The sequence below is a fragment of the Pelagibacterium sp. genome (assembly GCF_965249125.1).
GTDB lineage: Bacteria > Pseudomonadota > Alphaproteobacteria > Rhizobiales > Devosiaceae > Pelagibacterium.
Map to the genome: position 1 here is coordinate 1105157 of NZ_OZ252217.1, position 24269 is coordinate 1129425.

General features: G+C 61.6%; 26 protein-coding genes. 12 read left to right on the forward strand and 14 right to left on the reverse strand.

Translation table 11 applies throughout. The features are described 5' to 3' along the window. The first annotated feature begins 44 nt into the window (after positions 1-44). Both ACP148_RS05425 and ACP148_RS05430 read left to right on the forward strand, forming a co-directional pair. Positions 45-1076 carry an NAD(P)/FAD-dependent oxidoreductase gene (locus ACP148_RS05425; protein ID WP_421951592.1) on the forward strand — a complete coding sequence of 344 codons (1032 nt, stop codon included), beginning with the start codon at positions 45-47 and terminating at the stop codon, positions 1074-1076. 146 nt (positions 1077-1222) lie between these two features. Beyond that, positions 1223-1552, forward strand: coding sequence for a 2Fe-2S iron-sulfur cluster-binding protein (locus ACP148_RS05430; protein WP_421951593.1), 330 nt, complete (start codon positions 1223-1225; stop codon positions 1550-1552). 108 nt (positions 1553-1660) lie between these two features. Here ACP148_RS05430 and ACP148_RS05435 read toward each other — a convergent pair whose 3' ends face one another. Both ACP148_RS05435 and ACP148_RS05440 read right to left on the reverse strand, forming a co-directional pair. Next, a complete protein-coding gene (locus ACP148_RS05435) occupies positions 1661-2086 on the reverse strand; it encodes an SRPBCC family protein (RefSeq protein WP_421951594.1) in 426 nt (141 codons plus the stop codon). Between the two features lie 2 nt (positions 2087-2088). After that, positions 2089-2439, reverse strand: a complete 351-nt coding sequence (locus tag ACP148_RS05440; RefSeq protein ID WP_421951595.1) for an ArsR/SmtB family transcription factor — start codon at positions 2437-2439, stop codon at positions 2089-2091. Positions 2440-2563: 124 nt separating this feature from the next. Here ACP148_RS05440 and ACP148_RS05445 point away from each other — a divergent pair, with 124 nt between their 5' ends. The 4 genes from ACP148_RS05445 (at position 2564) to ACP148_RS05460 (ending at position 4856) form a co-directional block, all read left to right on the forward strand. Beyond that, the gene (locus ACP148_RS05445) at positions 2564-2953 is read left to right on the forward strand and encodes an SRPBCC domain-containing protein (RefSeq protein WP_421951596.1); all 390 of its coding nucleotides are present in this window, start codon (positions 2564-2566) and stop codon (positions 2951-2953) included. Between the two features lie 197 nt (positions 2954-3150). After that, positions 3151-3765, forward strand: coding sequence for a LysE family translocator (locus tag ACP148_RS05450; RefSeq protein WP_421951597.1), 615 nt, complete (start codon positions 3151-3153; stop codon positions 3763-3765). A 219-nt stretch (positions 3766-3984) separates the two neighbouring features. Next, a complete protein-coding gene (locus ACP148_RS05455; RefSeq protein WP_421951598.1) occupies positions 3985-4242 on the forward strand; it encodes a hypothetical protein in 258 nt (85 codons plus the stop codon). 254 nt (positions 4243-4496) lie between these two features. Continuing rightward, on the forward strand, positions 4497-4856 hold the full coding sequence (locus ACP148_RS05460; RefSeq protein ID WP_421951599.1) for a hypothetical protein: 360 nt from the start codon (positions 4497-4499) through the stop codon (positions 4854-4856). Positions 4857-4905: 49 nt separating this feature from the next. Here the strand turns inward: ACP148_RS05460 and ACP148_RS05465 are convergent, their stop codons facing one another. From ACP148_RS05465 to ACP148_RS05480, 4 genes are all read right to left on the reverse strand, one after another. Beyond that, positions 4906-5919, reverse strand: coding sequence for a YcjF family protein (locus tag ACP148_RS05465; RefSeq protein WP_421951600.1), 1014 nt, complete (start codon positions 5917-5919; stop codon positions 4906-4908). Beyond that, positions 5916-7373: a YcjX family protein gene (locus tag ACP148_RS05470; RefSeq protein WP_421951601.1), complete on the reverse strand. Its 1458-nt coding sequence runs from the start codon at positions 7371-7373 to the stop codon at positions 5916-5918. The genes ACP148_RS05465 and ACP148_RS05470 overlap by 4 nt, the downstream gene beginning before the upstream one ends. A 329-nt stretch (positions 7374-7702) precedes the next feature. Further along, positions 7703-8623: a homoserine O-succinyltransferase gene (locus tag ACP148_RS05475; RefSeq protein WP_421951602.1), complete on the reverse strand. Its 921-nt coding sequence runs from the start codon at positions 8621-8623 to the stop codon at positions 7703-7705. A gap of 43 nt (positions 8624-8666) precedes the next feature. Continuing rightward, positions 8667-9545 carry an ATPase gene (locus tag ACP148_RS05480; protein ID WP_421951603.1) on the reverse strand — a complete coding sequence of 293 codons (879 nt, stop codon included), beginning with the start codon at positions 9543-9545 and terminating at the stop codon, positions 8667-8669. A 400-nt stretch (positions 9546-9945) separates the two neighbouring features. Here ACP148_RS05480 and ACP148_RS05485 point away from each other — a divergent pair, with 400 nt between their 5' ends. The 4 genes from ACP148_RS05485 (at position 9946) to ACP148_RS05500 (ending at position 15306) form a co-directional block, all read left to right on the forward strand. Further along, positions 9946-11565 carry a flagellar hook-basal body complex protein gene (locus tag ACP148_RS05485; protein WP_421951604.1) on the forward strand — a complete coding sequence of 540 codons (1620 nt, stop codon included), beginning with the start codon at positions 9946-9948 and terminating at the stop codon, positions 11563-11565. 158 nt (positions 11566-11723) lie between these two features. Further along, positions 11724-13553, forward strand: coding sequence for a flagellar hook-associated protein FlgK (gene flgK / locus ACP148_RS05490; protein ID WP_421951605.1), 1830 nt, complete (start codon positions 11724-11726; stop codon positions 13551-13553). A 6-nt stretch (positions 13554-13559) separates the two neighbouring features. Continuing rightward, the gene (locus tag ACP148_RS05495; RefSeq protein WP_421951606.1) at positions 13560-15026 is read left to right on the forward strand and encodes a hypothetical protein; all 1467 of its coding nucleotides are present in this window, start codon (positions 13560-13562) and stop codon (positions 15024-15026) included. 82 nt (positions 15027-15108) lie between these two features. Continuing rightward, positions 15109-15306 (forward strand): hypothetical protein, encoded by a 198-nt coding sequence (locus ACP148_RS05500; RefSeq protein WP_421951607.1) that lies wholly within the window; start codon positions 15109-15111, stop codon positions 15304-15306. A gap of 182 nt (positions 15307-15488) precedes the next feature. Here the strand turns inward: ACP148_RS05500 and flaF are convergent, their stop codons facing one another. The 8 genes from flaF to ACP148_RS05540 all read right to left on the reverse strand — a co-directional run bounded on the left by flaF (position 15489) and on the right by ACP148_RS05540 (position 22983). Continuing rightward, positions 15489-15857, reverse strand: a complete 369-nt coding sequence (gene flaF / locus ACP148_RS05505) for a flagellar biosynthesis regulator FlaF (RefSeq protein ID WP_421951608.1) — start codon at positions 15855-15857, stop codon at positions 15489-15491. Next, positions 15790-16233 carry a flagellar biosynthesis repressor FlbT gene (flbT, locus tag ACP148_RS05510; RefSeq protein ID WP_421951609.1) on the reverse strand — a complete coding sequence of 148 codons (444 nt, stop codon included), beginning with the start codon at positions 16231-16233 and terminating at the stop codon, positions 15790-15792. Before flbT ends, flaF begins: the two co-directional genes overlap by 68 nt. Before the next feature lie 120 nt (positions 16234-16353). After that, complete coding sequence (locus ACP148_RS05515) at positions 16354-18210, reverse strand: flagellin (protein ID WP_421951610.1); 1857 nt, start codon at positions 18208-18210, stop codon at positions 16354-16356. 179 nt (positions 18211-18389) lie between these two features. Then, a complete protein-coding gene (locus ACP148_RS05520) occupies positions 18390-20276 on the reverse strand; it encodes a flagellin (protein ID WP_421951611.1) in 1887 nt (628 codons plus the stop codon). Positions 20277-20412: 136 nt separating this feature from the next. Next, positions 20413-20712 (reverse strand): hypothetical protein, encoded by a 300-nt coding sequence (locus tag ACP148_RS05525; protein ID WP_421951612.1) that lies wholly within the window; start codon positions 20710-20712, stop codon positions 20413-20415. Positions 20713-21077: 365 nt separating this feature from the next. After that, complete coding sequence (locus ACP148_RS05530; RefSeq protein WP_421951613.1) at positions 21078-21545, reverse strand: hypothetical protein; 468 nt, start codon at positions 21543-21545, stop codon at positions 21078-21080. Continuing rightward, entirely contained in the window at positions 21545-21859 is a 315-nt protein-coding gene (locus ACP148_RS05535) for a rod-binding protein (RefSeq protein ID WP_421951614.1), read from the reverse strand. The genes ACP148_RS05530 and ACP148_RS05535 overlap by 1 nt, the downstream gene beginning before the upstream one ends. After that, positions 21859-22983: a flagellar basal body P-ring protein FlgI gene (locus ACP148_RS05540; protein WP_421951615.1), complete on the reverse strand. Its 1125-nt coding sequence runs from the start codon at positions 22981-22983 to the stop codon at positions 21859-21861. Before ACP148_RS05540 ends, ACP148_RS05535 begins: the two co-directional genes overlap by 1 nt. A 261-nt stretch (positions 22984-23244) precedes the next feature. On the opposite strand from ACP148_RS05540, the gene ACP148_RS05545 reads away from it, so the two are divergent. Both ACP148_RS05545 and dksA read left to right on the forward strand, forming a co-directional pair. After that, positions 23245-23661, forward strand: a complete 417-nt coding sequence (locus ACP148_RS05545) for a flagellar assembly protein FliX (protein WP_421951616.1) — start codon at positions 23245-23247, stop codon at positions 23659-23661. Positions 23662-23783: 122 nt separating this feature from the next. Next, entirely contained in the window at positions 23784-24203 is a 420-nt protein-coding gene (gene dksA / locus ACP148_RS05550) for an RNA polymerase-binding protein DksA (RefSeq protein WP_338610117.1), read from the forward strand. Positions 24204-24269: the final 66 nt, after the last annotated feature.

Consider the following 24269-nt stretch of genomic DNA (forward strand, 5'->3'; position numbering starts at 1 on the left):
GGCGCGAACTTGGAAGCGCGCCACAGACCAGGACTCCTTTATCCATGAGCGGAAATGAAATCGTCACCGATGTCGTGATTATTGGCGCAGGCCCGGTGGGCCTGTTCGCCGTGTTCGAGTTGGGTCTGGTCGACCTCAAATGTCACGTCATCGACATTCTCGATCGGGCGGGCGGGCAGTGCGCCGAGCTTTATCCCGAAAAACCGATCTACGACATTCCCGCGTTCCCCGAGATCTCGGGGCAGGGGCTGACCGACAATCTGATGAAGCAGATCCAGCCCTTCGGCGCCGAGTTCCATTTCTCCCAGATGGTGACCAATGTCGAAAGGCTCGATGACGGCACCTTCCGGCTGACCACCGATGCAGACGAGGTGTTCATCACCAAGGTGGTGGTGGTCGCGGCGGGCGGCGGCTCGTTCCAGCCCAAGCGGCCCCCGGTCGAGGACGTTGAACAATACGAAGGCAAGTCGGTGTTTTACGCCGTGCGCAAGATGGACGATTTCCGCGACCAGGATCTGGTGATCGTGGGGGGCGGGGATTCGGCGCTCGACTGGACGCTGAACCTCGAACCGCTGGCGCGCTCGCTCACCCTTGTGCACCGCCGCGACCAGTTCCGGGGCCATGCCGATAGTGTCAACAAGATGCGGGCGCTTGTCGAAGAGGGCCGGATCAACTTCATCACCGGCCAGCTCGGGCGTCTTGAAGGCGAGAACGGGCAGCTCAAGGAAGTCTATCTCAAGACCGCCGGCGGCGAGCTTGGCGTTCCCGCCACACGCCTGCTGCCGTTCTTTGGGTTGACCATGAAGCTCGGGCCGGTTGCCGACTGGGGACTGGACCTGCACGACAACGCGCTGATCAAGGTCGATACCGAAAAATTCGAGACCAGCGAGCCCGGCATTTTCGCCATCGGCGATATCAACTGGTATCCGGGGAAATTGAAGCTGATCCTTTCGGGTTTCCACGAAGGCGCGCTGATGTCACAGGCCGCCAAGAGGATCGTGCATCCCGACCAGAAGGTGATTTTCCAGTATACGACCTCGTCTACCCAACTCCAAAAGAAACTCGGCGTGGCTTGACCGGGATGGTCTGCAAATGGCAATGACCTGCGCTTCCGGTGCTCACGTATTTTTAATACGCTCCGCTCCGGTTCTCGGACATCACCATTTTCGACTCATCCGGGCCAAGCCAGGGACCTAACGACCTCACGCGACAGGACCTTACAATGCGGATATTCGTCACCGACCAGAATGGGACCGAACACGAACTCGAAGCCCTCGAAGGCTGGCGGGTGATGGAAGTGATCCGGGACTGGGGGCTCAACATCAAGGCCGAGTGCGGCGGCTCGTGCTCATGCGCGACGTGCCACGTCTTTGTCGATCCCGAATGGCAGGACAAGCTCAACCCGCCGACCGATGAAGAAGAGGACATGCTCGATTCCGTGCCCGACTACGAGGCCAATTCCCGGCTGTCGTGCCAGATCCTGATGAGCGAGGAACTGGACGGGCTGCGGGTTACGCTCGCGGATTCGGCCAAGCAGGAAGAAGCGGCGTAAGCGGCATCGCCTTATTTGCACTGACTAGAGCATTTCCGCTCTTCTTCGAATCGCTTCAATTGCTCTAAGTCCTTGTTCTGTCACGCTTCCGGACCGCGATGGACGGACCTATTGCAGCAGTTGCTCGAGCTTGTCGAGGCAGCCGTTCCAGCCCTCAAGGTGCATGTCGCGGATGGCCTTGTCGGCGAAGCGGGCGTGTTCGAGCACGAGTTCGGTTCCTTCCTTGTGCTCGTTGAAAGAGACCGTGACCAGGGTGGGTTCGCCGGGCACGATGCTGACGCTCCAGGTATAGACAAGCTGGCTGGGCCTGAAGACCTTTTCGAAGACGCCTGAAATCCAGGTGATAGAGCCGTCCTCATGGCGGTTGGCGATCCGGTATGCGCCGCCTTCGCGCAGGTCGATATGGGCCTCGGGACAGGTCACGGGGCCGGGGCCCCACCATCTGGCCAACTCTGCGGGGTCGGTCCAGGCCGCAAAGACCCGTTCGCGCGGCGCGCGGATGAGCCTGGTCATCGACAGAGCGGTTGGCGTCATGGTCATTCCTTTGCGGTGTCGGCGTCATCTTCGAGGTAGCGGGCAAAATTATCCAGCTTTTCATCCCAGAACGCGCCGTAGGCAGTAAGCCATTGGTCGGCCGTGGCCAGCGGTCCGGCGTTCAGCGCGCAGATGTGCACGCGGCCGTTGACCGTGCGTCGGACGATGCCCGCATTTTCCAGAACGATCAGATGCTTGGAGATGGCGGCGAGCGACATGCCGAAGGGCTCTGCCAGATCGGTGACCTTGGCCGTGCCTTGCGCCAGGCGCGCCACCAGCGCCCGCCGGGTGCGGTTGGCGAGCGCATGAAAAATCTGATCGAGCCGGTCTTCGGCAAGAGCGGTCGTGGTCACGGCGATCTCCAAAGTTCAACCGGATGGTTGACAATTGTCCGGCGCGCTGGCATACCGGAAAAAGCTCAACCGATTGGTTGAGGAAAATACAGAATCGACAGAGAATGTCAAACAGGAGCCCATCATGACCATTCATCAGGAAGTCACCATTCCGGCCAGCCCGGCCGCCGTTTTCGAGGTGCTCACCAGCTCGGACAAATTCGCCGCAATGACCGGCGGACGCAGTGCCGATATCTCAACCGAGGAGGGCGGGGCCTTCTCGATGTTCGGTGGCGACATCGGTGGCCGCAACATCGAACTGGTGCCCGGCGAGCGCGTCGTCCAGGCCTGGCGGTCCCATGCGTGGCCAAAGGGGACCTATTCGCTGGTTTGCTTCGCACTGAGCAAGAGCGGAGATGGCACGCGCGTTGTGTTCGACCAGAGCGGCTACCCCGAGGACGCACACGAGATGCTCGCCGGCGGATGGCAGATGATGTATTGGGGGCCGATGAGCGAGATGCTGGCGGGCAAGTAACCCCCGTGGTTTCGTGTCTTCTCACGGCCCGCGACGGGGTGTAAGAACGCGTTGCGAGTGGCGTATATCGCCTAAATTGTCGATACACGCCGCTCGCTTTGTTATCTGGCGTGGCCTTGTTATCCTCATTTAAGCCGACAGTAGAGATCTGTCGGCCCAAGTGAGGCAAGGCACTTAGGCCCTTGGGACGCGTTTTCATGTTTGTTCTCGATTATCTGCCCTATGCCATCGCGCTGGCCATTGCTGCCGCCATTCCCGGACCCGGCATTGCCGCGGCGGTCGGCAAGGCGCTCGGATCGGGCTTTCGTCCGGCGGTGTGGTTCGGCACCGGGCTGGTGTTGGGCGACCTCACCTATCTCACGCTTGCCGTTCTGGGGCTGGCGGCGGTGGCCGCGGCCTTTTCGGGGATATTCGTTGTCGTCAAAGTGCTCGGTGCCGCCTATCTCGCCTATCTGGCGTGGAGCTTCTGGCGGGCCGGGATCGATCCGGAAAAGATCCGCGCCGGCAAGGGCAGTGGTGCCATGGCCTCGATGCTGGGCGGCTATTCGGTGACGCTGGGCAATCCCAAGACGATCATATTCTATATGGCGCTGTTGCCCACGGTGGTCGATCTGGAAGCCGTTACGCCCGAGCGGTTTGCCGGGCTGGTCGTTACGACGATCATCGTGCTCTATCTTGTCGTCGTGCCTTATGTGGCGCTGGCCGCCAAGGCCCGCGACTTCCTGCGCAATCCGCGGGCGCTCAAGGCCCTCAATCGCGGCGCGGCGGGCGCCATGGCAGGGGCGGCGGCCTATATCGTGCTCAAGCCTTAGGCGAGCGCCGGCACTAAAACTTAACCATGTTAAGGTGTGGACCCGGTTTCGTGGCGGGATCGGGCCGTTCGGCGCGCCAGCCTGCATCGAAAAGGCAAGGTGAACGGGCGCGTCATTTTGTGACGAAAAACTCACATCTTTGATCTGGAAATCGGCTCGGGAGCGCCTATCTCTTGTCTTGTCCCCAACGAGGGACTTCAAGAAAAGGATACTTAAAAAATGAAGCTCAATGCCCTTCTCGCCTCCTTCGCAATTGTCGCCGGCCTTGCCGCTCCCGCAATGGCCAATACCATCGGCACGGTTACAGTTTCGGATGCCGACTGGTCCTATGTGACCGATTACTGCGACGCGCTTGACGGCCTCTCGGTCTCCGACGCCTTTGATTTCACCCCGTCGGCGACCGCTGAACTTTCGACTTCGAGCGTTCAGCTGAGCTCGATCACCCAGAGCGACTGCCAGAAGGCCGGTCTGATCTGATCGAAGAAAACATTGCCATAGATGCGACAAGGGCGGTTCGATCAGAACTGCCCTTTTTGCCGGGCGGCTCGAGCCGCGCGCCACGGTATCGCCACGAAATGAACAGATTTGCGTTCGCAACCCCCTTGAGGGTGTCTGCATTGTCTCACCAACGCCGCCTGCCGGCTTCGAATAATTGGAAGAACGGCTCGTAATGCGTTGTTTCGTCGGCTGTCTTTTCAGGCTGGCCGACAGAAAAACCAATGGAGAAAACCATGAAACGCACTGCTCTTTTTGCTTCTATCGCTCTCGCCGCTGGTCTTGCCGCTCCCGCAATGGCTCAGGATGCATCTGCCATGGGCGGGGAAATTGGCGGTATTGCCGTTAGCGCCGAGGACTGGGTCTATGTCGAGGACTATTGCATGACGCTCGGCGAGGAAACCCAGGCTGATTCCGTCGATGAAGATCCGTCTTCGACTGAGGAGTTGACCACGGAGTCGATCGACCTTTCGACCATCACCCGCGACGACTGCGTCGAGGCCGGCCTGGTTGATGGACCGGTGACCGGTGGTTCCGATGGCGGCGAAATGGACGACGGCATGGAAGCCGGAGATGAGGAAGGCGACGCCCAGTAAGGGCCTTCCCATAGATTTTGTGTGGGGCAGCGCTTGGGCGCTGCCCTTTTTATTTTGCGCTCGCGACCTTGCCCAGATCGGCCACGAAATCTGAAACGACGGGCGATGTGCGGGCGGCGAAGGGCAGGGGGCGGACCAGCTTGATGGCGGCGATGCCGACCCTGACGGTCATCAAGCCGTTGAGCACACCCTCGCCCAGACGCGCCGAGAGTTTTGCGGCCACCCCATGGCCGATCAATTGTTCGACCACGCCATCGGTGAGCACCAGCCCGCCGGTGACGGCAAGGTGGGCGATAATGGCGCCCATGAGGCGCACAAAGCCGAAAAAGCCCGGACGGGCGCCGTAGAGATCGGCGAGGTTGCGGGCCAGGCGGAAGCTCTCGAACACGACGAAGGCGATATCGATCAGCGCGCGCGGAGCGACGGCGGTGACCAGCGCGACGCGGCGGGCGCTCGATGCGGTCAGCGCACGGGCGCGTTGATCGAGCGGGGTCATGAGGGCCCGTTCGGCTGTAAGGATCAATTCGGCGCCGTCGAGAATGGCGCCGGCATCGGCACTGAGCCCGCTGCGGGCGCGGGCCAGATCGGCGCGCTGGGCATAAAGGCCATCGAGTTCGGCGGCGATTTTTTGCGCGGCGGGCAGATCGTCGGCGACAAGGGCAGCGGCGGCCCTTTCGCGCAGCCGGTCCATGGTGCGCAGCCGCGCCAGGCCGATGATTTCGCGGATGGTGAGAACAAGCAGGGCCACGATGAAGATCGCCAGCACGCCGAGCCCGAACCAGCCCAGCCAATCGTATGCGGAGAACAGATCGCGGATCAGGCGATCGGCAGCCAGGCCGAGGCCGAGCGAGACCAGCGTGCCGCCGGTCCACAGCGCCAGATTGCGCCACAGGCCGCCGCGGCGTTTGAGGGTTGGCGCCACGTCGGTATCGGCAAGATCTTTGGGCGTGGCTTCGAATACATCGGGGGCCGGTTCGGCGAGCCCGGTTTCAAAGGCGCGCGGGGCGCGGGCCGTGGGTTCGTCGGTGCGGGTGCGGGTGGGGATGGCGCGGGGCTCTCTCATGCCATCTTGTCCCCGATCAGGAAATCGAGCGCCCGGTCGAGGCGGATATGGGGGAACACGGGGTCTCCGGTCTGGCTGGGCGAAAGGGTTTTGGGCGGCAGGAAGCGCAGGAAATTGAGCTCAGGTGTTGATTCAGCCGATTTGAAAAGTGAATCGGGATTTTCCGGCAAGTCACCGGGAAACAAGGCGATTTCGGTTTTGCCGTCATAGGTGGTTTCGCCGAGCTTCTGGCCGTTTTCGGGGGTGCCGATGATGGTGGGCAGGGTTTCGCCGCCATGCCTGACACTGCCTTCATGGGTGGCGCGGATGGCGGCGATGGCCAGCGAGCTGGTTTCGGCGCCGTGGAATTTGGCACGGCGCGAGGCGTTGGCCACGAGGCGGTTGAGAATGGTTTCGAGCCGCGCGTGCGAGGTGTGGTGCAAAAGATCGGCCTTGGTGGCTGCGAACAGAATGCGGTCGATCTTGCGGGTGAAGAGGCGCGAGATGGGATTGGAGGCGCCCTGGCGGAAGCAGGAGAGAACCGAGGTGAGCGCTGTTTCGAGATCGGCCACAGCTTCGGGGCCGGCGTTGAGCGCGCGCAGGGCGTCGACCAGCACGATCTGGCGGTCGAGGCGGGCGAAATGATCGCGGAAGAAGGGGCGCACGACGACGGATTTGTAAGCTTCGTAGCGGCGTTCGAGCATCGCATAGAGGCTCGAATGGCGGGGCGTCGCCGTCGGGGCGGGCAGGGGCGCGAAGGTGAGCGCGGGCGAGCCTTCGAGATCGCCTGGCATCAGAAAGCGCCCCGGCGGGAGGGTGGAGAGGGCGCGGGCGTCGGCCTTGGAAGCCCGCAGATAGGCGGTGAAGGCGGTGGCGAGGGTTTCGGCGGCAGCGTCATCGGCCTCGCGGGCGGGATCGAACGATCCGAGCGCGTCAAGGAACGGCTTTGCCTCCTCGGTGCGGGCCGGACGGCGGGCGAGGGCCAGAGCCTCCTCGCTCCATTGGGCATAGGATTTGGTCAGAAGCGGCAGGTCGAGCAGCCATTCGCCGGGATAGTCGACGATATCGAGGTTGAAGGTCGAGGGACCGAACTGCGATTTGATCCAGCTTGCCGACTGGTAGCGCAGGGTGAGGCGAAGCTGGGAAATGCGTCGCGTCGACTCGGGCCAGACCGGGGGCGAGCCCATGAGGGCCGCGAGGTGGTTTTCATAGGCGAAACGGGGCGTGGCGTTGTCGGGGTGTTCGGCGAGACGCGCCCCGATCAGCCGGCCCTCGGCCATTGGCGAAAAGCCGGGCAGGCGAGCGCCGGTCAAAAGATTGTGGATGAGCGCGGTGATGAAGATGGTCTTGCCGGCGCGCGACAGGCCGGTGACGCCCAGCCGCAGGGTCGGCGTTACGGTTCCGGTCGCCGCATCGGCGAGATTGCCAAGGGCGACGCCCAGTTCGTCGGCGATGGTGGTGGGCAGGCGGGGCAAGAACGGGTCTCCGGCGGGTTCGGAGTGAAGGTAGGGGGTGTGGAGGAGAATGCAAGGGAGCTGTTGGCGCGATAGGGCCTGGCAGGCTCAGCAAGGCCCCCTCACCGGCCTGCCGGCCACCCTCTCCCCGAAGGGGCGAGGGTTAGGATTGCTGAACTGCCTGAGATAGGCGGCATTGGGGAGGGTCAGGGTTAGAGTCCTCGACCCTTTGCTTGCGCGGCGGTGTTTTGGGAAGGCCCCCTCACCCGGCTGGCTGTGCCATCCGACCTCTCCCCCCTAGGGAGAGGTGAAGATCGGCATTTTTGCCTCCCCGAGGGAGAGAGATTACCTCACCACGTACCGGTGCCGACCTTTTCGAGATCGTAGGGCGTTGTCTGGTAGATCTCGTTGATCCAGTTCTGGAACAGCAAATGGGCGTGGCTGCGCCAGCGGTTTTCGGGCATTTTGGACGGGTCGTTGCCGGGGAACAGGTTGACCGGCAGGGGGGTGTCGAGCCCGGCTTCGATGTCGCGGTGATATTCGTCGGCGAGCGAGGTGTTGTCGTATTCGAGGTGGTTGAGCATGTAGGCGGCGCGGTATTTGCGGTCGTCGAGCATGCAGATGCCGACCTCTTCGCTGTCGATGAGGATGTCGAGATCGGGCGAAAGGCTCTGGCGGTCGATGTCGTTGTAGCGCGAGACCGGAACGGCGAGATCGTCGGAAAAGCCGCGCAGGAAGGGGTGGCGGGTGTCGAGCACCTTGTGGCGGTAGACGCCGAACGCCTTGTGCTCCATGCGGTAACGCGCAACGCCGTGCAGATGATGCAGCGCGGCCTGGGCGCCCCAGCAGATGAACATTGTGTGGTGGACGTTGGTCTGGGTCCAGTCCATGATTTCAAGCATTTCGGGCCAGTAGCGCACGTCCTTGAAGGCCATGTTGGCGATGGGGGCGCCGGTGACGATGAAACCGTCGAACTTTTTGGCCCGAACGTCTTCCCATGTGGAATAGAAGTTCTGGAGATAATCCTCGGGCGTGCTCCTGGACAGCGGATCGGCGACGCGCACCAGGGTCAAATCGATCTGGAGCGGGGTGGAAGCGATCAGGCGCGCGAACTGGGTTTCGGTGCGCTGCTTGTTGGGCATCAGATTGAGCAGGCCGAACTGGAGCGGGCGGATGTCCTGCCGGGCGGAGCGGGACTGGTCCATGACCACGACGCCCTCGGTCTCGAGGGTTTTTCGCGCGGGAAGCTGATCGGGAATGCGGATGGGCATTTTCGGTGTCTTTCAAGGAAATCTTATATAAGTGCAGTCCTAATTATTCGGCGGCCATCGCCTGACGATTGGCGATGGCCCTGCACATGAGCTCCGTGAAGTCTTTTTCGTCGCGCACGCCGGAGAGCTCGGACGCGTCGACCTGATAGCCGAAATTGTCGGCGAGCGCCTGATAGCGCGGCAGCCGGTCGCGCAGCAGCGCCTCAAAACCCCACACGCCGAAAGCGTCGGGATCGACGTCGTCGTCATGGGATACGCCGTTCTCGCGCTTGAACTCGTCCCATTTGGAAACGAGGAAATCGGGCGGGTAGTACATGGGCTTGGGATTGGCCTTGTACCTGTCGATAAGGCGTTGGGCGTCGCCCTCGGTGCCGCGCAGATAGAGCAGGGCCGTGGTATCGGTCAAAGCCTTGACCACCGGGTCTTCGGGATTGTGTGGGTCGAGCACCTCGATCAGCGAGCCGCCGGTGTCGCACAGGAAATCATCATAGCCATAGAGCGCCTTGGCGCGCTCGATGAAATAGGGAACGTCGAGCAGGGCGTAGATTTCGGCGACGCGGTGCTGTTCCTGGCGGCGCTGATATTCGGAAAAGGTCAGTCCGCCCTTGGCCGGATTGCCGGGCGTGCCGAGATAGCTCGAGAGCGGGTCGAGATTGTCGAAGGAAATGTTGGACTGGATCGATATGGAATCGGAGCGCAGCAGTTCGGCGAGGAAGGGAACCTTCATCGCCTCGCGCTTGAAATTGTCGACGATATATTCGCCCATGTGCCGGGTGCCGATGCGGAAATCGACCGAGAAGTGAAACCAGTCGGCGCGGCGCAATATATTGCCCAGCCGGGTCTTGCCCACGCCGGCCATGCCGAAGACCGTGACGGCCTTGCGGGGGAGGGAGCGGAACTCGTCGGCGGAGGCAAACAGCATTGGAAATCCTGAAAGATAAGTAAGTGCTGACTTAATCCAGCGTCTGCTTAGATTCATATGGCGCGGGCGTCCAGTCATTCGAGGAGTCACCCCGAGCCTCACCTGTCACCCGATCCGGGGTCCAGTACACTGCGCGCCGGAGCGAAAGCACCAACACTGGTGGGTACTGGATCCCGGGTCTTCGCCCGGGATGACGGTGGTGGGGAAAGTCAGGGAGCGAGTGGGTAAAGCGGGAAAAATTTGCCGGGTGGGCGGCGAAAATTTCCCGGAAATCGGTCTTCCTCGGACCGCTTTGCTCAAGAAACCCCAACAAAATCAAGGTCATTGGAGTCTGGCACTCCCCTTGCATCGTGTTTTGCGAATGCGCGTGCTCGGCGCGCAAATCGTGACGGAGAGTAAAATGGGTATCTATGGGGCATTGTCGACGGCCGTGACCGGCATGGCGGCGCAGTCGTTCGCGCTTGAGAACATTTCGGGCAACATCGCCAATTCGCAGACCACCGGCTACAAGCGGATGGAAACCGGGTTCATCGACCTGATCCCCGATGCGGCGGTCGGGCGCCAGAAGCCCGGCGCGGTGCTTGCCTATTCGCGCTCGACCAACGATGTGCGGGGCGACATCATCACCTCCTCGACGGGCACCCATGTGGCGCTGAACGGCTCGGGCTTTTTCGTGGTGGCGGAAAAGACCGGCACGACCGACGGAACCTCGGTGTTCGGCGACGCGAATTATTACACGCGGCGCGGCGATTTCGAGATGGATCGCGAGGGCTATCTGCGCAACGGCGCTGGCTATTATCTCAAGGGCGTGCCCATCGATGCCTCCACGGGCAACGTCGCGGGCTCGGTGCCCCAGATGGTTCAGGTTTCCAACGGGTTGATCCCGGCCAAGGCGACCCAGCGCATCTCCTACGAGGTCAACCTGCCCGATACGCCCGCCGTCGGGCTGGCAGCAGATTTTGCCACGACGCTCTCGGATGATGGCGATCTGGATGGCAGCGAAACGCTGCAGGGCGCGGCGCCGGGCTTTGGCTGGGCACCGAATGACCAGTTCACAATCGCCGTCGGGGGCGGGGCGACCCAGACCTTCGAGGAAAGCGTCGACGGAACGACGCTGCAGGACCTTATCGATTGGGTCAATTCCTCGGTCCCCGGAGCCACCGCGTCGCTGGACTCCGAAGGGCGTCTGCAGATCGTGGCGGAAAACACAAATCATGACATGGTGATCGGCGGTACCGGCACCATTGCCGGGATCACTTCGCAGGCGGTTCCCGATGCGCCGGAAACCAATAATGACTTCGTGGCGCGTTCGGTCGAAGGCGGCGCGATCACCGTTTATGCGCCCAACGGCGCGTCGGTGAACGTACAGATGCGGTGGGGCAAGGTGTCCAACGAACCCGACACCTGGCGGCTCTACTATATGAGCAACAGCGAACCGCAGACCTGGGCAGAAGTTCCCGACGGTGAATTCACCTTCGAGGATGGCGTGCTGCAGACCCAGGGCGGATCGTCGGTCTCGCTCAGCGAGCCGTTGCGGCTCGAGTTGCCCAACCTCACCATCAACGGCACCGTTGTGGGCGATGTCGAGCTCGATCTCGGAGCGGGCGGATTGACCCAGTTCGACAACGCCAATGGCCGGGCCGCCGTCTCGACGCTCAACCAGAACGGGTATCCCGCCGGTTCGTTCATGTCGGTCGCCATCAACGACAATGGCCGGGTGGTGGCCACATATTCGAATGGCGAGCAGATCGAGATCTTCCAGCTCGTGACGGCAAATTTCAACGCCGAGAACCAGCTCAAGCGGCTCGATGGCGGCATCTATTCGGCAACGGCTGCGTCGGGCGAAGCGATCCTTTCGACCGACGGCGGGATCACCGGCGGGGCGCTGGAAAGCTCGAACACCGATATCTCCGAAGAGTTCACCAAGCTGATCGTGACCCAGCAGGCCTATTCGGCGGGCACCCGCATCGTCTCGACGGCCGATGAAATGCTCCAAGAAGCCCTCAACATGATTAGATAATGGGCCGGTGAGGGCGGGCTGCGAAAGGCGGCTTTCTGCGCTTCCGGTGCTCACGTACCTTAAAGTACGCTCCGCTCCGGTTCTCGAAAGCCACCTTTCTCGCTCCGCCCTGACCAGCCCGGCAAACGCTGCGATAAGACTGTTATGGAGTTTAGGCGATGGGATTGAGTTCGACGCTATCGAATGCACTGGGGGGCATGAATGCCAGCCAGCGCGGCATCGATGTCGTTTCGCGCAACATCGCCAATCAGGGCACGCCCGGCTATCACCGGCAGTCCATCGTCATCGAGGAAACCGCCTATGGGACGAGCGCGCAGGTGCGCGCATCGACCCTCTCGCGGGCCTTTAACGAGGCGCTGGAAAAGCAGCATCTGGTGGCGGTTTCATCGGCCAGCTATCACGATGCGCGCACCAGTTTCCTCGACCGGTTGCAGATGCATCTGGGCAAGCCGGGCGATGCCAATTCGCTCGACACGCTCTATGCCGGGTTCGAGAACGCGCTGCAGGCGCTGGTCACCAACCCCAATGACGTGACGACCCGGGCCGGAGTGCTCAATTCGGCGCAACAGCTTGTCGAACAGCTCAATACGCTGACCGGCGCTGTGCAGGAAATGCGCGTCGAGGCCGAGCAGCAGATTTCCAATGGGGTGTCCGAACTCAACCGGCAGCTCAATGCGCTGGCCGATGTCAATGTGCGCATTCTCGACATTTCGCAGGACCAGCAGGCACGGCTCTCGCTCATGGACGAGCGCGACCGGCTGGTGGCGTCGATCTCCGAACTCGTCGATGTGCGCGCCACCTACCGCCCGGACGGCACCGTTGCGCTGATGACGGAAAGCGGGGTGGGTATTCTCGACGTGGAGGCCTCCCAGTTCGGCTTCCGCTCGGGGGGCGGGCTCAATTCGACCTCGCTGTTCGATCCCGATCCGGCCAAGAGCGGGGTTGGCGAATTGACCCTGCGCACGCCTTCGGGGCTGCAGGTCGACCTGGCGGGCGGTGAGCTTTTGTCCTCGGGGCGTCTTGCCGGGCTGCTGGAACTGCGCGACACGACGCTGGTCAACATGCAGGACCAGCTCGACGAGATCGCCGCGGGGCTGGCCCAGGCGATGAACACCGTCACCACGGTGGCGGAGCCGGACGAGCTGACACCGGACCTCTATGCGCTCGACCTTTCGGGCATGCAGTCGGGCAATTCGGTCGCGATTACCTATAATGACGGCACGAGCGATCGCACGATCCGCGTCGTGGCGATGGGCGATAGCGCCAATTTGCCGCTCGCCTCGCCAAATGCCAGCGGCGAGCGGGTGATCGGGGTCGATATTTCGGGGGGCGATCCGGCGGCGGCGATTGCGGCAGCACTGGCGGGGGAATTGCCGGGTGGCGCGGTCATCACCGATGCCGGCGGGGTTCTCTCGATAGACAGCGCGGACATGCGCGCCATGTCTTCCCAGATCAGCGTGACCGGGACGCAGGATGGGGTCGGCGCGCTCAACCTGTTCGTGGACACCCGCGACGCGGCCTTCACCAATTCGCTCGACGGCAATGGCCAGAAGCGCGGATTTGCCGGGCGGATATCGATCAACACGGCGCTGATCTCCGATCCGAACCAGATCGTGCAGTTCGCGAGCGGGGTCTCGCTGGGGGATGCGACGCGGCCTCAATTCCTGCTCGAAAACCTCAAATCGATGGAATTTGTTTCCGACAAGATGACCGCGCTTTCCGATGGTGGGGTGCGGCTTTCGGGCAAGGTGACTGACCTCATCGGCCAGATGATCAATCATCAGGGCAATGTGGTTGCCAAGGCCCAGTCGGAAAGCTCGGCGGTCAGCTATACGCTGTCTTCGATCACCACGCGCATGAGCGCCGAATACGGCGTCAACGTGGACGAGGAGATGGCGCGGCTGATGCAACTCCAGAACGCCTATTCGGCAAGCGCGCGCGTGGTCTCGACGGTCCAGGAACTGATCGACGCCCTGTTGGCTATGTGAGGTCTCATGACGATCATCAACAAATCGCTCTATCCGGTGTCCTCGACGCTTTCGACCATCACCTCGATGCACAAAAAGCTCGAGAACCTGCAGCTGCAGCTCTCGAGCGGCAACAAGTACAACACGCTGGCCGAGATGGGCGGGGACCGCGTCCACGACATCAATCTGCGCAACCGGCTGTCGCGGATCGAAGGATATCAGGCCAATATCCTGACGGTCGAGAACCGGCTGAGCTTTTATACCAACGGGCTGGAACGGCTCGACGAGATCGAGGAGTCCGCGCGGGCGCTGGCGGTGCCCAACGCCTATGGCACCGACGGCATCAACCTCACCAATGCGCGCAACCAGGCGACGAATTTGCTCAAGGAAGTCATCGACGTCCTCAATACAGATATCACCGGGCAGTTCATTTTCGGAGGCAACAAATCGGACACCAAGCCGGTTTCGAGCTTCGAGGCGATCATGAACGGGCCGAACGGGTTCGTGCGCTATACCCAGACCCGCAATAACGCGGACATGGGGACGGTCGCGGGCAATTCGGGTCGGCTAGACCAGCTTCTTGCAACCGACACGATCACCCTGACCGAGGATGGCGACCATGAATTCGGGTTCAAGATCGCTTCGGTGACCACGACCGGGACGGCGGTGACCGGCGCCACGGCGCCCCTCGATCCGCTGCTGCCCGATGCCGAACAGGTCGCAACGATCACCGCGACCGGCGTACCGGCCAATGGGGACACCGTTACCATCGGCATCACCTTCCCCCATGACCGCGATACGGTCCGGTACTTCACCTTTACGGCCACCGATACCGATCCGGTGCCCACGGGTGGCTTTGCCATCGGCGCTGACGCCGAAGAGACGGCGGCAAACCTCAATACGGCCATTGCCGACAAGCTGGCCTCGCTGACAAAGACCGATCTGCGCTCGTCCTCGACCTATGCGGCGGCGGACGGGTTCTTCAACGGCATGGGCGAGGCCCAGGATGCCAACGCCAATGTCTGGTACAACGGGCAGGACAGCACCAACCCGCGCCAGAGCGTTTCGGCCAATATCGACGAGAACACCAAGACCCAATATGGCGTGCAGGCCAATGAGAAGGGGTTCGTCGAACTCATCAAGGGACTGGCGGTGTTCTCGGTATCAGAACTCTCGCCGCTCGATGAGGAAAATGCAGGGCGCTATGACGCGCTGGTGTCCATCCAGCGCTCGCGGCTGTCGGAAGACAACAACGCCCAGCCCGGAGCGATCGAAGTGATCACCATGGAACTGGGCATCGCCGCTTCGACGGTCAACACCGTCAAGGAGCGCCATTCCCAATATGGCGCGCAATTGCAGACCATGCTTGCCGAAATCTCCGAAGCGCCGAGGGAGGAAGTGGCCATGATGCTGCTCACGCTCCAGACACAGCTTCAGGCCAGCTATCAGGCCACGGCGATGGCCAGCCAATTGACGCTGGTGAATTATCTGTAGGGTGGGGTGGGAGTAGAACGGCCAGAGTTGGCGCTTAAGCGGGGGAGCGGTCCATGGTCTTGTTTCAAATGAAAAAGCCAAATTGACGGCCAATTTCATGAATGCTGTCGCAGCCGGGACTGTCACGATTTCCCTGATCGGGCCGCTGGTCAGCATGGCTTTGGGAACCATGCCGGCTCAGGATATTTGGAATATCGTGTCACTGAGCCTATTTGGTATAGTGCTGGCGGTTGTGCTACATTTGCTGGCGCGTGGTGTTCTGGACAAACTGAGGGAATGAAATGATGGAAACGCTTTTTATGTACCTCTGGATATTGCTCGTGCTCGGCGGCATTGGTATTTTCGGGCTCTATGTCACGCGCAACGATGGTCGGCAGGGGCCGGCTGAATAGATCGGTTACACACCAATAAAAAACCCCGGCATCGACCGGGGTTTTTGCATTTGGGGGTATGGACGCTGGTTCAGCCGTTGCCACGCAGGCCGGCGGAAATCTGGCGGTTGATGTTGATGAGCGCGTCGAGCTTGGCCGGTTCGGCGCCAGCGAGCAGCTCGTAGGTCTGACCCATGACGAAAATGCCGAGATTGGCGATGTTCTGGCGGATGGGGTCGGGGAGGGGACTGTCGTCCTTGGTTACGGCCTGAACGAAGATCGACCAAACCTTGCGGTTCTTGTTGAGCGTTTCTTCGAGCTCGTCATAGTGCTCGGGCCAGGTGTCGCGGATGTTTTGCAGGCGGGAGGCAAGGCGGGCAAGCAGGTTGGCCTCAAGATCTCTCGGACTCGCCGTCTGCTGTGCGGTCCTTTGATATGCGAGTGCCCCCTGATGTTGCATGCCCCAGCAGCTCCCCTTCGTATTCGATAAGCTTTTTTGCAGCCCTGAGAGCCTTGTAGAGGTCGCCGGTTAATATCTCATTATTTATAGCGTCCACATAAGGCAAAGTGGACGGCGCGGCGCGGACCATTTCGTTGATCAGCTCGAAATAACTCTTGGTGAGTTTGTCGACATTGCCCTCCACATACATGATCTGGATGGCAAGGTAGATGGCCTTGGCTGGCGTATCGGCGGTCGTTGCCGACAGAATGTCCTTTTCGCGCAGAATGGGCGCCTTGCCTTCGATGAACAGGCGGGTGCGCTGGTCGGAATTGGTGATGACGCAGCTGCCCACGATCAGTTTTTCACCTGGTTTCAATTCGACCTTGAGCGCCATGATTCGCATCCCCGTTAAACTTGAGCGGATTATGGAGACGGGCGGGCCAAAAGAAAAGGGCGGGCCTTCTGGCCCGCCCTTTCGCGCATTGGATACTCCCGTTCTGGGAGCGTCAGATCATTAGAACAGACGCAGGACCGACTGATCCTGCTGGCTGGCCATCGACAGAGCGGTCGAGGACAGCTGCTGACGGGTCTGCAGGGCCAGAAGGTTGGCGGCTTCCTCATTGGCATCGGCCAGGGTGAGGTTGGACGCGCCGGTTTCCAGCGTGTTGATCATGTTCTTGGAGAAATCCTGGCGGTTTTCAACGATAGAGAGCGAAGAACCGAAGGACGACGCCTGCGAACGCACTGTGTTGATGGCGGATTTGACGTCAGCCATGAAGCCGTCGATGGAGGCATCGCTATCGAGATCTTCAGCCTGCAGGTTGGTTTCGATACCCAGCGTGGTCGAGTTGACCGAAGCACCGGCCTCACCATCGATATTGGTCTGGATGTTGAGTTCGGACGTACCGGTTTCGTTGAACGTGATCTGCAGGTTGTCGCCGCGGAGCAGGTTCACACCGTTGAACGAAGCATCGTCAACGAGCTTGTCGAGCTGGTCACGCAGTTCGCGGAACTGGTCGGCCAGGCCGGCACGCACTTCGTTGCCACCGATCGAGGAAGTACCCGAGGAGGAGGTGCCGTCAACCTCGCCAGTCGAGGACACGCCGCCGATGTCGAGTTCCTGGGTCGAGAGGTTCTCGAGACGGAGCTTGCCATTGTCATTGGAGGCGCGAACGGCGAAGCTGAGTTCGTCGTTGTTGTTGATCTCGTTTACGAGTTCATCGACGGTCTTGGCGGTACCATCGCTGCTACCGGCTTCGCCCCACTGATCGACAGTGCGGCTGGCTTCGGCGCCGAAGACGTCGTCGACGTCGGCGCCGGCCAGTTCGATGCCTGTGCCATCGGTCGGGCCGGTGATGACGATGCGTTCTCCTTCAGCGGTAGCCGTGACGCCTGCAGCTGCACCGCCAGCGGTAAGCTGGGTCTGGATGGCAGCAGCAGCCGAAGCGGCGTCGGCATGGTCATCACCGTTCAGGGTAATGTCGATGTCATTGATGGTGAAGGAGATTTCTTCAGCATCGGTGCCTGTGGATTCCGCATCGGTGGTCGCATCGGCGGTCAGGTTGAGCGTTGCAGTGCCAGCGCTGGCCGTGACGGTGATCGAAGCGGCTGCGCCAACGTTTGCGGCGTCGGTGTCGACCAGTTCGAGGCGACCGGTGTCGGCATTGGCCTGGGCGCGGATCGTGCTGCCGCCAGCAATAAGCTCGTCGTTGATGTCAGCGATGACTTCATCGATGGTCATGGCCGTATCGTCGGCAGCGCTTGCGCCGTCGATGGTCACGGTGATGGCAGCGGCGTCATTGTTGCCCTGAACGTCGAATGTGAGCGGTGTCGAGGCATCGACGGCCGCAAAGTCAGCACTTGCGGTAACCGCAGCGGCACCGGCCGCAGCGGCGGGAGCTGTGTAGTCGGCGCCGCCGGTGACCGAACCGGCCTTGTCGGTGGTCAGGTCGAGTGAAATGCTTTCGGTGCCAAGTGCGCCGCCGGTGAAGCTCAGTTCACGCTGGCCGGTGGCGCCACCGGTAACGGTGTCGGCATCGAGAGTGTAGGAAGACGTCTGGAACGTCTTGTCCTGACGGGCCTGACGCAGGGTCGACTGCATGGATTCAAGGGTCTTGGTGATTGCCTTGAGGCCGTTGTCTGCTGCTTCAAGAGTCTGGATGCCGTTGGCCATGCCATCGAGCAGCTGGTTCATGTCGCCAGCGCGTGAGTTCAGAGAAGACGCGGTGAAGAAGTTTGTGGGATTGTCCAGAGCCGAGTTCACCTTCTTGCCGGTGGCAAGGCGGTTCTGCGTGGTCGCCATCATGTCGGCGGTGTTCTGGAGGGAGAGCAGGTTCGAGCGAACCGCCTTTGAAAGCGTGATATCAGACATATAGAAATCCCCTTCTAGGATTTACGCAATTTCAGAGCGCCTCTTCCTGAGACGGCTGGCCCGACACTGTGCGATATCTGCTAAAGAACGGTTAAGGCGGCAGGGGTGATCCTAAATATCGTGCAACAAAAAAGGCGGGCCGCAGCCCGCCTCGTTTAACTGGTTCATTCGCCCCGTGTTTAGCCAAACAGACGCAGAACCGCCTGGTCGGCCTGACTGGCAAGGCTGAGTGCGGTCTGGGAGAGTTGCTGGCGGGTCTGCAGCGCCAGAAGATTTGCCGATTCTTCGTTGGTGTCGGCAAGGGTAAGATTGGCGGCGCCCGTCTGGAGCGTGTTGATCATTTCCTTGGTGAAGCTCTCACGGTTCTGGACCACCGAGAGGGTGGAGCCCAGATTGGCGGCCTGGGAGCGCACTTCGTTGAGCGAAATCTGCATCTTGGCGAGCAATGCATCGATGTCGGTATCGAGATTTAGATCCTCGGGCAGCACTTCGAGAATGTTGAGATTGGTCGCGTTGATGGCGCGTGCTTCGCCCTTGGCGTTCTTGGCTTCGATCTCGATTGTCGAGGTGCCCGATTCATTGAAAACGATCTTGAGCTGATCGCCCTTGAGCAGATTGACACCGTTAAAGGACGCATCGTCGACCAGACGGTCGAGTTCGGTGCGCAGTTCGTTGAACTGGCGGGCCAAAGAGCCGCGGACGTCATTGGGCTCGACGGCAGCCGTGCCGATGCCCCCCGAAAGCTTGCCGTCGGTGGTGAGGCCGACCATGTCGAGCCGGGCGGTCGAGAGGTTCTCGATGCGCAGGCGCCCATTGTCGTTGGAGGCCCGGATGATGTTCTTGAATTCCGGGTTGGCGTTGATGTCGCGCACCAGCTGATCGACGGTCTTGGGCTCGCCATCGGCAACCGAGGGCGCTATCGTTTCGCGCTGGCCAGATGTGCCGAACACCTTGTTGGTATCGCCCGAGGCGGCGACCGTGTCGGTGATGGAAATTGCCGGACCCGAGCCATCAGCCGGGCCGCGAAGTACGATGCGGCCGTTTGCGGCGCTGGCGGTGATGTTGATCTCGCTGCCGGGTGCGGCGGCGGCGTTGTAGACGGCGATCTCGTCATTGATATGGGTGATGGCCGCCGCGATGTCCTGATGGGTATCGCCATCGAGAACGATATCAAGGGTTTCGGTGCCGTAGGTGATGGTAAAGGCGGCAGAATCCGCCGGCACGTCCGAAGGCGTAGGCGCATCAAGCCCGGACGTGGCCACGTCCATCGTATCGGCGCCGCCACCGTCGCTGGCCGCGGCGCCGGTGATGGCGATCGAGGAGCCCGGACCACGTGAGGTCGAAGCGATGGTTATGTCGCCACCGGTTTCGCTGACCTCGAAGTCGGCGGCATCAAACCCTGCGGCAACCACGGCGGCCTCAATGGCCGCGACCATTTCCGCGGCCGTATCGATATTGCCATCGGGGGGAGCGGCAGTGTCGGCAATCGTCTTGTCGATCTCGATGGGGAGGGTGAGGCCGTCGATTTCAAGATTGAAGGTCAGAAGATCTGCGGCATCGTCGAAATTGGCGCCCGTGAAGGTGAAGGTCTCTGCGCCCTGTCCGCCTTCGAGCGCGAAATCGGCGCCGGCCGTGATCGATGCGGGAACGGCGTTGGTCAGCGCGATCGGGAAGCTCTGCCCGGCTGGAAAACCGCCGCCCGAAAGGGTCAGCTCGCCGCTGCGTGTGTCCGCCATGGGCAGGCTCAGGGTCTGGAAGCTTTTGTCCTGCCGCGCCTGGCGCAGTGTGGATTGCATGGACTCGATGTTCTTGGTGATCGCGGTCAGGCCGTTGTCGGCCGCTTCGATCACCCTTATGCCATTGCTCATGGCGTCCAGCAGGGTGCCGATATCGGCAGCCCGGCCATTGAGCGATGCGGCGGTGAAGAAGTTTGTCGGGTTGTCGAGGGCCGAATTGACCTTTTTGCCCGTGGCCAGGCGCTCCTGGGTCATGTCCATGAGCTTGGCCGTGTTCTGAAGGTGCAGCAGGTTGGAGCGTACCGCCTTCGATAGTGTCACTTCAGACATGGCCAAAACCCCCGTCGTCGATTGGTATGAACAGAATCACTCCTCGTTAGGAGCGCGTTAACCATACAGTGCTCGGACAAGTGCTACCGAATGGTTAACAAAGTCTGATCGTTGGGGGGTAAATTTACCTTTTGCGCTAGACCGAGCGGTCGCGCAGCGTGAAGTTCGACTGTGGGGGCTGCCAGGGAGCGGCGCGCAGAACCAGAGCGGCGCTCTGGCTTGTTTCGGCATTGACCAGGGTTGATGCGATGAGGCTGGTTTCAAGCAGGGTCGCCGACGATACCGGGCCTTCAACAGCTTGATCCTCCTGGGGATTTTGTCGCCGCTGACGATTGGGGGCGGGGCGTTTGGGGAGGGGTTGGCCAAGGCTGGCGCCGGCGGAATCGCGGATGCGATGCGGCGGTGGCGCTGCCGGTTTTTCAGCCGGTCGCGCCATGGCTGCAGCGATCCCGAGCGGACCCTGCTGCGGTGGAATGAACCCCGTCACCCGTTAACCATTCCCTGAGCCAATGCGGCAAAATCTGCCGGGCAGAATGTGCCGGGAGGGGTGGAGGGCGGGTTAGGGGGGAAGGTGGGAGTTTAGTCAAATGCGAGAAGGTGGGTGTTCTTCACCTCTCCGCTCGTCATTGTCGGGCTCGACCCGACAATCCGCAACGTTGCCGCAACCGCCGAAGGGGTTTGGGTATGAAGCGGGGAGTGAGCCCACCTCTCGTGCGGTTGCGGAAGCCTTGCGGGTCTCCGGGTCAAGCCCGAAGACGACGAGGCGGAGAGGGAGGGATTGACCCGGAGATATTCGGTCAATCACAGCGCCCGGTTGATCGAGATGCCCTTCATGGATTCGGTCGAGGGCTTGGGGGATTGGCCGGCGGCGCCGTAGGTCTTGGGCTTTGCCGCGTTGCCGGCGGCGCGGGCGACGTCCGAGAGCAGGTTTTCGGTGACGGAGCGGGCGGTGGCCAGTACACGGAGGTTTTCGGCCATCTGGGTGGCAAGCGCCTCGTGGCCGCGGCGCAGGGCATCGATACGGGTGGGCGCCTCGGCCTTCAATCGCGGCGCGGCGCGCTGGATGGCGCGGGCCAGCGCTACGTAGTCCTGGGCGAGCTGGGTTTTTTCGCCGGTGAGCGCCGTGGCTTCGCGCATGTGACCGGCCCGCAGATAGGTGGTTTCGCGGTTCATGACCTCGACCAGCGCTCCGAGCGCGGTTTCGGCGCGGGCGCAAAGGGTTTCCGCATCCAGGGATTCAAGCGCTATGAGGCGTTCAGCGGCGGTCATTATCGGTAAGCTCCCATGGATGACAGTTGTGGCGCGGCGCTTTGCGCTGCCTGCATTTCGATAAGGGCGGCGACCATCTGGTCGGCAATGCCGATGCCGCCGGCCTGGGCCATTTCGGCGGCGTATTGTTCGGCCAACATGCCGCGCCATGTTTCCTCGGCATGACCGCCCCCGAACATGGAGTCGGTTTCCAGCCCCTTGAACATTTCGGAGACCAGGGTGTTCAAAAACACGCCTTCGAGTTCGACGGCCTTTTCGCGCAGATTGGCGTAGCCGGGCAGGGACTGGTAGGCGGGGTTTAAAGTAATGGCCATCAGATCACCTCGATTTCAGCTTGCAGTGCGCCGGAAGCCTTGATGGCCTGAAGGATGGCGATCAGGTCGCGCGGCGAGATGCCCAGGGTGTTGAGCCCGTCGACGAGTTGTTGGAGCGAGATCGATTCCGGGACCACCGCAAGCTGGGTGCCGTCTTCATTGACGTTGATCTGGGTGCGCGGCTCGACGGCGGTCACTCCGTCCGTAAACGGGTTGGGCTGCACGACATTGGGGTTTTCGGCAATCGAGATGGTCAGATTGGCATGGGCGATGGCCACCGAGGACACTCGCACGTCGCGACCGATGACGATGATGCCGGAATTCTCGTTGATGACGATGCGGGCGGCCTGATCGGTCTGGATCACCAATTGCTCGATGTCGGTGAGAAGATCGACGATGTTGCCGTTGAAATTGTTGGGCAGGGACAGGCGCACATTGGCCGGATCGGTGGGAATGGCGACCGGCAGGCCGATAAGGTCGTTGATGGCCAGCGCGATGCGGCGCGAGGTGGTCAGGTCGGGGTTGCGCAGCGCGAGGCGAACCGAGTGCTGGGCGCCGAGCGCGAAGTTGATCTCACGCTCGATCAGCCCGCCCGAGGACACCATGCCGGTGGTGGGGACGCCCGAGATGACCGTCGCCGCCTCGCCCTCGGCGGAAAAGCCGTTGATGAGTACCGATCCTTGCGCGATGGCGTAGGCTTCGCCATCGGCGCCGAGGAGAGGGGTAACCAGAAGCGTGCCGCCCTGAAGGGACGAAGCGTCGCCCATGGCCGCGACCGAAACGTCGATGCGCGAACCCTGGGTGGCGAAGGGCGGCAGGTTGGCGGTGACCATCACTGCGGCAACATTTGCCGTGCGCAGGGTTTCGCCGCGGGTGTTGACCCCCATGCGCTCGAGCATGGCGATCAGGGACTGTCGGGTGAAGGGCGAGTTGTTGAGGCTGTCACCGGTGCCATTGAGGCCGACAACGAGACCGTAGCCTATCAACTGGTTGTCTCGGATACCCTCGATTTCGACGATATCCTTGATGCGGGCCGGCGCGGCGAGCGCGGGAGATGTCCCCGTCATCGCCAGCGCGGCGGCGAGGGCGATTGCCAATGTCGTGCGAAACAAACCTGTTTTCATCTTCGTCCGATTCCCCGTTTCCGGGCGGTGCGCCGTCGTCCCCACGACCGCGTGCCGCAATTCACACCCAATAGAGCGAAAAGCGTGCCAAACGCGGTTCGTTTGATTAAACTATTGTTTTTGCTTTATTTTACTGTTGCTGGCCCCGCGCTGGCTGCTGGTGGCTGGGCAGGGTTTGCCGGGTCGTTAAAGATAAATTAACCCATCCCGGCAAAATCTGCCGGTTAGCAATCCATTAACCACAAGCCAATCGGGCCTGACATGCGGATCGACGGAACAGGGCGGATCACCACCACAAGCCGGCCGGGCACCGCCGCGAAATCGTCCGGGACGGCGTTTCAGATCGAATCCGGGCAGGGGTCGGCCCGTAGCGCGCAGACTTCGGCGCCCATCGCGGCCGGTGGCATCGATGCCCTGCTGGCGCTGCAGGCGGTGGACGATGCGACCACGGGGCGGCGCAAGGCGGTCAAGCGGGCCAATTCGCTTCTCGACGTGCTCGAAGACATCAAGACCGATCTCCTGGCGGGGCGGATGGGCGAGGGGCGGCTCAACCGCGCCGTCGCGCTTTTGAAACAGGCCAAGACGCAGATCGAGCCCGAACTCGAAGCCATCGTTGCCGATATAGAATTGCGGGTCCGGGTCGAGCTCGCCAAGCTGGGGCGCTTTCCCGAAGCGTGATCCTGTGACCTGTTTGCGGCACCTCACGGTGTTGTTAACACCCCGGCCACTTTCCATTTGCCCGATAAGTTTGGCCCCACTATATAAGCGGCGACCTGTTGCCAAGGGGAGTGAGTCTTACGATGTCGGTCGAGGCCCTTGCAGACGACTACCGTCCCTCCGAGGACGAAGAGTTCATGAATGCGCGCCAGCGCGAATACTTTCGGAAAAAGCTAAACGCCTGGAAGGACGAGATTCTCCGCGAGAGCCGAGAGACGCTCGAAAACCTGCAGGAAGAAAGCACAAATCATCCTGATATGGCCGACCGGGCGTCCTCGGAAAGCGACAGGGCGCTCGAATTGCGCACGCGCGACCGCCAGCGCAAGCTGATCGCCAAGATCGACTCGGCGCTCAAGCGCATCGAGGACGGGTCCTACGGCTTTTGCGAGGAAACCGGCGAGCCCATCGGGCTGGCCCGGCTCGATGCCCGCCCGATCGCAACCCTGAGCCTTGAGGCCCAGGAGATGCACGAGCGGCGCGAGAAGGTTTATCGCGACGACTGATAGTTGAATCTTTTGAATCGCTTGCAGCGGCCCGTTGAAGAAAAACTTCAGCGGGCCGTTTGTCGT